Source organism: Flavobacterium sp., from assembly GCF_020217025.1.
Lineage (GTDB): Bacteria > Bacteroidota > Bacteroidia > Flavobacteriales > Flavobacteriaceae > Flavobacterium.
Map to the genome: position 1 here is coordinate 1 of NZ_JAIWOF010000217.1, position 10,000 is coordinate 10,000.

General features: G+C 31.8%; 7 protein-coding genes, 1 other RNA gene and 1 pseudogene. 5 read left to right on the forward strand and 4 right to left on the reverse strand.

Annotated features, from left to right (window positions below; translation table 11 throughout):
• Positions 1-711, reverse strand: a pseudogene (locus LDL23_RS11300) (alanine dehydrogenase); the annotation flags it as partial.
• 156 nt (positions 712-867) lie between these two features.
• On the opposite strand from LDL23_RS11300, the gene ssrA reads away from it, so the two are divergent.
• The 5 genes from ssrA (at position 868) to LDL23_RS11325 (ending at position 5,668) form a co-directional block, all read left to right on the forward strand.
• Positions 868-1,265: a transfer-messenger RNA gene (gene ssrA, locus LDL23_RS11305) on the forward strand.
• A gap of 246 nt (positions 1,266-1,511) precedes the next feature.
• A complete protein-coding gene (locus LDL23_RS11310; RefSeq protein ID WP_291265796.1) occupies positions 1,512-2,747 on the forward strand; it encodes a site-specific integrase in 1,236 nt (411 codons plus the stop codon).
• Between the two features lie 60 nt (positions 2,748-2,807).
• Positions 2,808-3,740, forward strand: coding sequence for a helix-turn-helix domain-containing protein (locus tag LDL23_RS11315; protein WP_291265797.1), 933 nt, complete (start codon positions 2,808-2,810; stop codon positions 3,738-3,740).
• 92 nt (positions 3,741-3,832) lie between these two features.
• A complete protein-coding gene (locus tag LDL23_RS11320) occupies positions 3,833-5,362 on the forward strand; it encodes a MauE/DoxX family redox-associated membrane protein (RefSeq protein WP_291265798.1) in 1,530 nt (509 codons plus the stop codon).
• A 24-nt stretch (positions 5,363-5,386) separates the two neighbouring features.
• Positions 5,387-5,668, forward strand: coding sequence for a DUF6520 family protein (locus LDL23_RS11325; RefSeq protein WP_291265799.1), 282 nt, complete (start codon positions 5,387-5,389; stop codon positions 5,666-5,668).
• A 64-nt stretch (positions 5,669-5,732) separates the two neighbouring features.
• On the opposite strand, the gene LDL23_RS11330 is transcribed toward LDL23_RS11325, so the two are convergent.
• The 3 genes from LDL23_RS11330 to LDL23_RS11340 form a co-directional block, all read right to left on the reverse strand.
• Positions 5,733-8,321 (reverse strand): prolyl oligopeptidase family serine peptidase, encoded by a 2,589-nt coding sequence (locus tag LDL23_RS11330; protein WP_291265800.1) that lies wholly within the window; start codon positions 8,319-8,321, stop codon positions 5,733-5,735.
• Positions 8,322-8,379: 58 nt separating this feature from the next.
• Entirely contained in the window at positions 8,380-9,780 is a 1,401-nt protein-coding gene (locus LDL23_RS11335) for a RagB/SusD family nutrient uptake outer membrane protein (protein WP_291265801.1), read from the reverse strand.
• A 17-nt stretch (positions 9,781-9,797) separates the two neighbouring features.
• A partial coding sequence (locus LDL23_RS11340; protein ID WP_291265802.1) for a hypothetical protein occupies positions 9,798-10,000 on the reverse strand: 203 nt, incomplete at its 5' end.

A 10,000-nucleotide genomic window follows, 5' to 3' on the forward strand; every position in this document is an offset into this window, starting at 1 on the left:
ATCTAAAACCTTCCCATCCTTGCGTTTGTTGTAATCTAACACATCAATTTGGGTGTAAACAGGTTCAGTATATTTTTTGTTTAAGAAATCTTCAATACTAACTTGTTTGATTTTGATTCCGTCTAAAATTTCTTTGGCACCCATTCCTACTTTACCATGTCCCGTAAGTACAATTTTGATATTTGGAAGGGTTTGACGTTTTAAACGTGCGATTAAATCTTCTTTACCGCTCAATGTTTCCGCTTTTGGTAAAGTAAACAAATCATATTTAATTCCGAATCCTCTAAAACCGTTATAAGCACCAACCAAACCAGCATAACGACCAAAGCCAATTAATCTGTGATTGGTAGCATCTACAATCGTTTCGTGATCGTATAATTCGATATTTTTAGCTAAAATTGCTTGTAATAATTTACGATTATACGGTTGTTTTTTAATTGTATGTGAAAAGAAAAAGTATTTTTTGTTTGGAATAAGAGCATCAACAGGAACTTCCTTTACACCAAAAAGGACATCACAATCGGACATATCTGTAGTAACATTTAATCCTAAATTACGATATTGGTCATCTGAAAAAATTCTGATATCTGAACTTTCGACTTTTATTTCCGCTTCGGGATGCTCTGATTGTAAGCGTACTAACTCTTCTGGAGTAAAAACTACTCTTCTATCCGGTGGATTTTTTCTTTCTTTGATGATTCCAAACTTCATAGTCAACTATTTATTTAACTGAATGTCGATTTAATGTTACAAATATAACTTTAAAGAAGCGACTATGCAAAGTTTTTTTAATTGAAAAAAAGAATGTAATTTTGGCTCACTTTTTGATTACAAGTGAAAAGGCTGCAGACTGAAAACTCAAAAATTGGGGTCGACTGGTTTTGACAGCGAGTGGAATTGATTAGTAAGCACGTCGAGCATTGTATGTTTAGCTCGTAAATCCAAATGTACAAACCTATAAACGGCGAAAATAATTACGCTTTAGCTGCTTAATCTGAATTATAGTAAGATTTGCCTAGTTCCTACCAGGTAGGAAAGCTAGATTCTCCTCAAAAGCCTTGGTTTATGGCGGTTGGTTTAGGAGAACCGTAAAAGTAGACCTAGGAACGGTAATGCTTTAAATCCGTTCTGACACTGACAGAGCTAAGCAAAGAGTGGCGGTTTCTAGCCTTGCTCTTTGTCGAAAATCTAAGATGAAACTAAGCGTGTAGAAAGCTATTTGATTGCTTGTTTGGACCCGAGTTCGATTCTCGGCGACTCCACTAAAACAAATTCAAAACAGACTAAAAGCCTGTAAATCGTATGATTTACAGGCTTTTCCGTTTTGACTACTATTCAAATTATCTATTAAATCTCAAACCATTGGTGCTAAAATCGGTTACCCGAAAGAAAGTAAAATTAGGGTAACCGATTTTCTCGAAAAACCAATGATAGTAAGCAGTTCAAAAGATGAACATCTTGACAAATAAGTATTAAATAATTAATTTGAATAACATTAAAGTCACCACAAAATGAAACACAAAATGTCAATACTCTTCTATGTGAAAAGTTCTAAAGCTTCAAAAAATGGCTTACTTCCCATTTATCAAAGAATAACAATTAATGGTACTCGTATTGAATTAAGCACCTCAAAGTTTGTTGAAAAATCAAAATGGAATACTGCAGCAGGTAAAATAAAAGGTAATTCTGAAGAAGCTAGACTAATTAATAGTTACCTAGACATTTTAAATGCAAAAGCATATGAAACTGAAAAATGGATGGTAAACAATAACCAAGAAATTAATGCTCAAACTTTCAAAAATAAATTCTTAGGAGTTGAGGAAAGACAGCGTAAACTAATGGTTATTTTTGAAGACCATAACAAACGAATGAAAGAACTAGTTGGAAAAGAATTCTTTATTAACACTTATAAGAAGTATGAAACAGCATTAAATCACACCAAAGAGTTTTTAAAACATCAATATAACCTTAATGATATTTCAATAAAACAAGTAGATATTGCATTTATCAATGATTTTGATTTCTACTTGAGAAACACAAAAAACTGCAATAACAATTCTACAATAAAATACATCAGAAACTTTGGCAAAATTGTAAAACAATGCTATGTAAATGGATGGATAGAAAAAGACCCTTTCTTAAATTATAAAGGTAAAGTAAAAGAAATAGAAAGAACTTATTTATCAGAAGATGAAATTGAATCTTTAATCAATAAAGAATTTAAAATAAAACGATTAGAGTTAGTTCGCGATATGTTTATATTCTCATGTTTCACTGGACTTGCGTACATTGATGTCTTCAATTTAACAAAATCTAATATTGTAATTGGCATAGATGGTGAAAAATGGATTTCAACTCACAGACAAAAGACAGAATCAGCTTCAAAAATTCCGATCCTTCCGGTTACTCAAATGATTATTGATAAATACGAAAATCATCCACTATGTATTAACGAAAATCGACTTATCCCTATTTTATCAAATCAAAAAATGAATGCATATCTCAAAGAACTGGCAGATATTTGTGAAATTGATAAAGAGCTAACTTTTCATATTGCTCGACATACATTCGCTACTACGGTAACACTTACTAATGGTGTTCCAATTGAAAGTGTAAGCAAAATGCTTGGTCATAAAAATTTGAGAACCACTCAACATTATGCAAAAGTATTGGACAGTAAAGTAAGTGAAGACATGAAAATTTTAAAAGAAAAATTTTCGAATAAGTTAAAATTAAAAAGCTCCTAATTCATTCAATAAAATTCCAATAAATTTAGTATTTAATTCAAGAATTAAACACTAAACTATTTGATTCCTTTTAAAAGCTTATATAGTTTTGTTGCAGAAAAACACATCATGTCAGAACAAAATAAGCAAGAAAGAATTAGAAAAATATACCAAATGCTGTTTGAAATGGCTTCTGGAAATCTTCAATTTCAAATTGCTAATTTAGATGAAGAAGATGAAATTGATCAAATCGCTCTTAAGCTGAATCAAATCGCAAGTAACATCAAAGAAACTATTCTAAAAGTCGGACATGTTATTCCTCAATTTACGTATCAAAATTTAGTACAGCACACTTTTATTTTAGATAAAAATTTAATTATTTTAAGCTTCTCTCCAAGTGTTTTAACGACTCTTAGTTACAATCCAGAGGACCTTTTAAAAAAACCTATCTCCAGAATTATGACACAAAAGTCGGCAAAGGATTGGGAAGTAATCAAGTTTGAAAAAACAAATACAAACAATATTAATACAGTAGTTCTATTAAATTTATTAGATAAAAACAATCAAATTTATCCTTCTTATTTCAATGTTTCTTCACTTATAAACTGTGACAAAATAATTGTTTCAGGTATAACAACCGACCTCCAAGACTACACATACAGAATCCCAATAAACACTCTAAAGAAAACCGAAAATGTATCAATTGTCCAAAACGTTTACGATTACATTCTAAATAACCTCGAAGAACCACTACCATCAATTAAGGAATTAGCCAAGAAATTTGGGACTAACGATTTCAAACTAAAAGAAGATTTTAGAAATAAATTTAATACAAGTATTTATAAATTTTACACCGATGAACGTCTAAAAAGGGCTACATACCTTATTCAAAAAACAGAAATTCCTATAAAAGAAATAGCTTTCATCTGTGGATTTAATGATTATAACAACTTTTCAAAAGCATTCAAAAAAAAATATAACTACCCGCCAAGTGCGCTTAAAAGAGATTTCTAATACCTCTTATATTTTTTTAACCAGTCAAAATCCCGATGTGATAATAGCTAATAGTTTATTTTTCAAAACTTTACAACACAAAAGAAGCAACCATGAAAAATAAACTTAAATCTAACATCATTATCTTTATAAGCTATCTGTATATTTTTTTATTCACATATACTGCTATTAGTAAAATAATTGATTTTGAAACTTTTCTAGTTCAACTGGGGCAATCACCGCTTTTAAGTGCATATGCTAATTGGGTTGCAGTTTTAATACCTGCAGCAGAAATTATCATTTCATTGATATTACTAATACCTAAAATTAGATACATAGGTTTGTTTTTAGCTTTCGGATTAATGATTATGTTTTCATCATATATAATCATCATATTGAACTTTAGTGATTTCATTCCCTGTTCATGTGGTGGAATTATATCACAGATGAATTGGAATGAACATCTCTTTTTTAATTTTGCATTTGTTGTTATCGGAGGTATAGGTATTATTCTCGATACACATCTAAAGTTTACTTTAAAAGAACAATTAATTAAGTTAACTAGTATAAGTGTTTTTAGTATTGTATCTGTTGTAATTCTATACAACCTATCAGAAAATGAAATGCATAGAAATAATGCTTTTATAAGAAGATATCCCCATCATCCAATTTCAGATAGTAAAGTAATTCCTTTAGGATACAATTCATATTACATTGCGGGTTTTAATGAAGGAAAAATAATTCTTGGTAATACTACTGCCCCACTTCATATAGTAGAGATTGATACAACACTTGAAGATAAAATAGTCAGAAGAATAAAAATGAAAGATTCAAAAAAATATCTTTTCAATGCTGTTCAATTAAAAATTATAGCACCTCACTTCTATCTTGTGGATGGTTCAATTCCTATTATATTCAAAGGAAATCTTTCAACATGGGAAACTACAACAAATGAAAAACCTGATGCAAAATTCTCTCTTTTGGAACCTATTAAGCAAGATGTTTTTATTGTCCGACAAAATAACGCTAAAACTTCAGAGCACGAACTTCAAATAATTGGTAAAGAAAATAATACCTCAACAAATATTTTACAAAAGAAAATCGACGGAGTTTTTGACACTGACGGCATGCTATTGTATAATGAACAACTTAATTTCATAATATATAGTTACTATTATCGAAACCAAACCATAATAACCGATAATAAATTAAACTTAATAAAAAGAATAAAAACAATCGACACACTAAGTCAATCTCCTCTGAAATTTGCATATGCAAAAGGTAATACAGAAAAAAAATTAGCACAACAACCTATCACGATAAATAAATATGCCGCAACTGCTGGAAAATATATATTCATAAAATCCAACAGACTAGGGAAATACGAATCTGAAGTAATAGCAAAACAAGCCAGTATAATAGATGTATACAACATAGAAAACAATACTTATGAATTTAGCTTTTACTTCTACCATCATAACAACGAAGAAATCAAATCATTCAAAATTTACAATAACCTAATAATTGGAATTACAAATAACTACCTAGTAATACGTAAACTTAAGTCAAACTATTTTCAATTTGAAAATTCAAAAAATACGTGGCCAGTATCAGGGAAAGATCGAAAACCTGTAACAGAGTAGATCACAACTTTAAATTTTCACATTATGAGAACTAGATTTTTAAAATTCGGTTTACCAATTGCTGTTTTCGCATTAGCAATTTTTGGAGCTTTTGCTTCTCAAAAAACAGAGAGCAAAAACTTAGCACTTGAAGTAGGATGGGTAGACGCTCCATCACCATGTCATGTGCAAGTAACATGTAGTAACGACTTAGGACAAGTTTGTACTATGTTCTATCAAGGACAAAATAGACAAGTGTATGGTAAAGTTAACCCAACAGATCCAACCTGTTCAAAAATACTTTACCGTGCTCCTATCAATAACTAATTAAAAAGGTGTCGCGTTAGCGACACCTTAATAACAACTAACTTCAAAACATTAACTAACTTTATTATTGCATCCACAAACCTTTCGGTTTATTTTTTAAATAATAATCTAACCAATCTTTAATGCGTCTACTCAAATCTATTTGATTAGTCTCCTGCATTAAAACATGACCTTCTTCAGGATAAACCAATAAAGTGTTCAATTTACCTAAACGCCATAAAGCATTATGGAATTTGACACTATGCAACCAATCCAACTGTAAATCTTTTGTTCCAGTCCATGAAAGTGTTGGCGATGTGATAGATGATACATATTGCAAAGGTGAATTCTTTAGGAAATCTTCACTGTAAAAAGGAGCTGTAATACGCATTTGGTCGCGTTCAAATCTCCACATATTCGATTTTCCATGTCCATCACTTGTCAAATAAGCACTTACTAAATCAATCATGGGAGAACCAATTATGGCTGTTCGAAATAAATCAGTGTTTCCCATTATATAAGCAGTTTCATAACCTCCAAAAGAATGTCCCATTAAGGCTACCCTTTCCTTGGAAATAGAATAATCTTTTAATACTTCAGTTACAGCTGCTGCTACACAAGCCAAAGCATCTGCACCCGGATTATCAACACCATAAATAATATCAGGATACAAAACAAAATACCCATCAGAAACATAATTACTTAAATTAAAACCCCACGGGCTCTTTTCAGATGGAGGAATGTATTCCATAATTTCACCCGACTTCTTTTCATAAATAACCACCAACAAAGGATATTCTTTCTTCTCATCATAAGATTCCGGATAAAACAAAGCGCCCTTCAAAGACTTATCTTTTCCCGGTAATTGGTAGTTAATCAATTTATATTTTCCCCATTCATATTTAGCTTGTTGTTCATTGGTTTGAGTTATTTCAGTGACCCTTCCATTACCATCTACAAATAACAAACGCGGTGATAAACTAAAATTTTGTTCTACAAATAAAAAATGATCAAAAGAAACTGAAGTCTGAATCAAATGCAAAGCACTTGACCGCTCTATTAATGGTGTTACGTGTAAGTTTACATCCATAATTGCAAATCCAGTCCCTAAAGTTGTTAAGTCTTTTACAAACAACAACTGCTTTGCATGTTTCTGTACAACTCGAGTTTGAAAACCGTAATATGAAGCTTTGGGAGGCGAAGGCAATTGCGATTCATAAATTCTGAAAACCTTATCTACTTCTTTTCCGTTTGTAATTCGTTTGGTTAAAGTTCCATTTGTAGTGAATAGCCAAACATCATGTGTATCACTCAAAAACAAACTACTATCATCAGAAGCCCACCAAGCAGGTGCTGCAGGAGGAATACTTCCAGGCTTATCATAATGCTCATTATAAAAATTAGAAGAAATAGAACAAGTAATACAAGAGTGAAGTCGCTTTTGAATATCATAAACCCACCACTGCTTTTCAGTATAATAAGCAATAAAATTCCCTTTTGGTGAAAACATCAAAGTATTCGGGAAACTTTTACTTATACGCTCCAAATCGATATATTCTTGATTTTCTAAATATTTTAAATAAAAACCATTTGAACTACTCTTTACAGAATCCAAATCCGTTTTCTTTTTTCCAATCAACAAAGCATATTGTGCATTCCCATTTAAAATCGCGTTACTATAAAGGGTGTCTTCAACTGAACTAACTAGTTGAGTATCTACATCCCAAAAATGCCAAAACAAATTATTATTTTCTCGTACGCTTTTGTTTAATGGTGGTAAATCCTTACTATCACTATGCCACACCTGAACACAATTTTCACAAGTATTTTGCTTTTTAGGAATAACCGACTCTAGTGAAAAAAATACTCTTGAGCCTTCACTAGTCAAATAAAGAGACTGTTGATTCAATATATAATCTTTAGGTAAATGATCATGAGATAGAACTTGTAAATGGGATTTTTTTCTTTTAGGTGGATTAATAGAATAATAATACAACTGTAAAGGTTTTTCTGTAGCTTCATCTAGAAAAAAAGCAAACTTTTGTCCCTTATCATCCCATTTAAAACCCGAAATCAATGAAGTGGAAGAAAAATTAGCAATTACATTTTCTTTATTTGTATTCAAATCATATAGTACAACTTTTTGTCCCTTATCGTTAGAAACAACTGAAACACTATAACGCTTATCATTACTGAAACTTAAATCAGTAATATCAGTAATGATATTACTTTGCAAAGTGGCTAGTTGGATAAATGCAAGCTTTTTATTTTTCTCTGAATTACTTAAAACAACCAATTGCTTGCCATCCTTTGAAAAATGATATGTCAAAACCGAATCTCTAATAAATTGCAACTCCCCTTTTCTTAAATCAAATAATTGTAAACTATCATTTCTTGAAAACGCAAAAATATTGGTATCCGGTGAAAACAAACCTCCTTTGCATTTCGGAAAAGTGTGCCTCTTATTTCTTTTTACGTTTTGTAAATAAAGAGTATCTGTAATAGAATTTCCCACTACATAACTCACCCAAGCTCCATTGCCACTCATAGAAATTGCTTTAAAATCATTCCACTTTAAATAAGCATCAACAGTCAATGGTAACTTTTGTGCATAGGCTACATGGGAAAAGTTAATTCCTAGACACACTAGTAATAATCCTAGTACTTTACACATTTTTTAAAATTTTAAAATAGGTAGTTTAAGAAATGATTTTCTTAAACTACCTTATTATTTAATAACCTGAATTTTGTGGCATCAAATTAGGATTTAACAACAGTTCTGATTCTGGCAAAGGCAATAACAAATCCTTTGTATCCCAACCTGGCTTCACTACGCCTAGAACAGAAGTCGCTGTTCCACTTCGTTTCAAATCAAACCAACGGTGACCCAATTCTGTAAAAAATTCATGTCGTCGCTCCTGATGAATAGCATCTAGCAAATCAGGCTGATTTGAAAAAGGAGTATCGCCCAAACCAGAACGATTTCGAATAACATTCAAATCTGCAGCACCTCCTGTCAAATCTAACATTTGAACCTTTGCTTCCGCTCGAATCAAATACAACTCTTCCAAGCGTAGCAGTATGGAATATTCAACTGAACTTCCGGTAGTACCAATCGCTTTATATTTATAAGCATGATACCATGAATCTACACCATTGGTTACGGTCTGTATCCAATTAGTTCGTCTAATATCTCCAACTTCAAATGAAGAAACTAAAGCCGGAGTTAAAGCAAAAGTGGGTGGTGGAGCACTTGTAAAAGTATAATTCTGGGCTTCCAAAGTATTAGCTCCTGTAAACTGCGGTCTTAACTGTAAAAGTGTTCCAGTACTTTCTTTTAAAAAAACATTATCCACTGGCGCCAACTGATACATTGAAGTAGAACCTATTACCAAATCTGCATATTGTATTGCTTGTGACCAATCCTCTGAGTATAATTTCACCCTGGCTAACAATGCATAAACCACACTCTTATTAGGACGAGTACGTTCAAAACTCACATAAGTTGTCGGAATTAAAGTTGCCGATTGTTGTAAATCAGTACTGATAAATGAATAAACATCCTGAACAGTACTCTTTGAAATACTTGCATTTGTTACATAATCTGTAGAAATTACATAAGGAATCTCACCAAACATATTAACCAAATAAAAATGGAGATAAGCACGTAAAAACAAAGCCTCTCCAAGCAAACGTTCTTTATCTGCTACAGATAAGGAAGAAGACTGTTGAACGCCTTCAATAACAGCGTTTGCAGCATATACCAATTGATAAGTTCCGTTCCATAAGGTTCTGATAGTACCATTAGTGGGCAAAACATTGTTTTGGTAAAAAAATTGAGGTGCCAAATTTCCCGAACTATAATAATCTAATTCATCAGCATAATGCCCCATCAAACATCCAACTCCCGATGAATTACCTTGCAACAGCACTTCATCACGAAGTTTAGCATAAATATAACCTAGAGCAGCATCAGCAGTTGCCACATCTTCAAAAACTGTTGGACCACTCAATTGAGAAGTAGGTAAATCTACAGTAACAAATTCATCACAACTACTCAAAGTAGCTACCGAAAAAATTACTAGAATATAACGCGATAAGGCATTTAGTATTCTAAATAAAAACACATTCATAAGTATCATTTTTTAAATTAAAAACTCAATTGTACTCCTAAGGTTAACATTCGTAAGGTAGGCAACCTACCTTGCGATTGGTTTTCAGGGTCTGCGCCTTGAAATTTGGTAAACGTCAATAAATTTTGCCCTTGAAAATACAACTTACAACTCCCCTCTTTCATTAGCGTCTTGGGCAAAGTGTAAGAAAGTGATAAATTTTTCAAACGTACGAAAGAAG

Coding starts and splice junctions, on each gene's coding strand:
- LDL23_RS11310 (WP_291265796.1), top strand. CDS start 1,512: ATGAAACACAAAATGTCAATACTCTTCTATGTGAAAAGTTCTAAAGCT.
- LDL23_RS11320 (WP_291265798.1), top strand. CDS start 3,833: ATGAAAAATAAACTTAAATCTAACATCATTATCTTTATAAGCTATCTG.
- LDL23_RS11325 (WP_291265799.1), top strand. CDS start 5,387: ATGAGAACTAGATTTTTAAAATTCGGTTTACCAATTGCTGTTTTCGCA.
- LDL23_RS11330 (WP_291265800.1), bottom strand. CDS start 8,321: ATGTGTAAAGTACTAGGATTATTACTAGTGTGTCTAGGAATTAACTTT.
- LDL23_RS11335 (WP_291265801.1), bottom strand. CDS start 9,780: ATGAATGTGTTTTTATTTAGAATACTAAATGCCTTATCGCGTTATATT.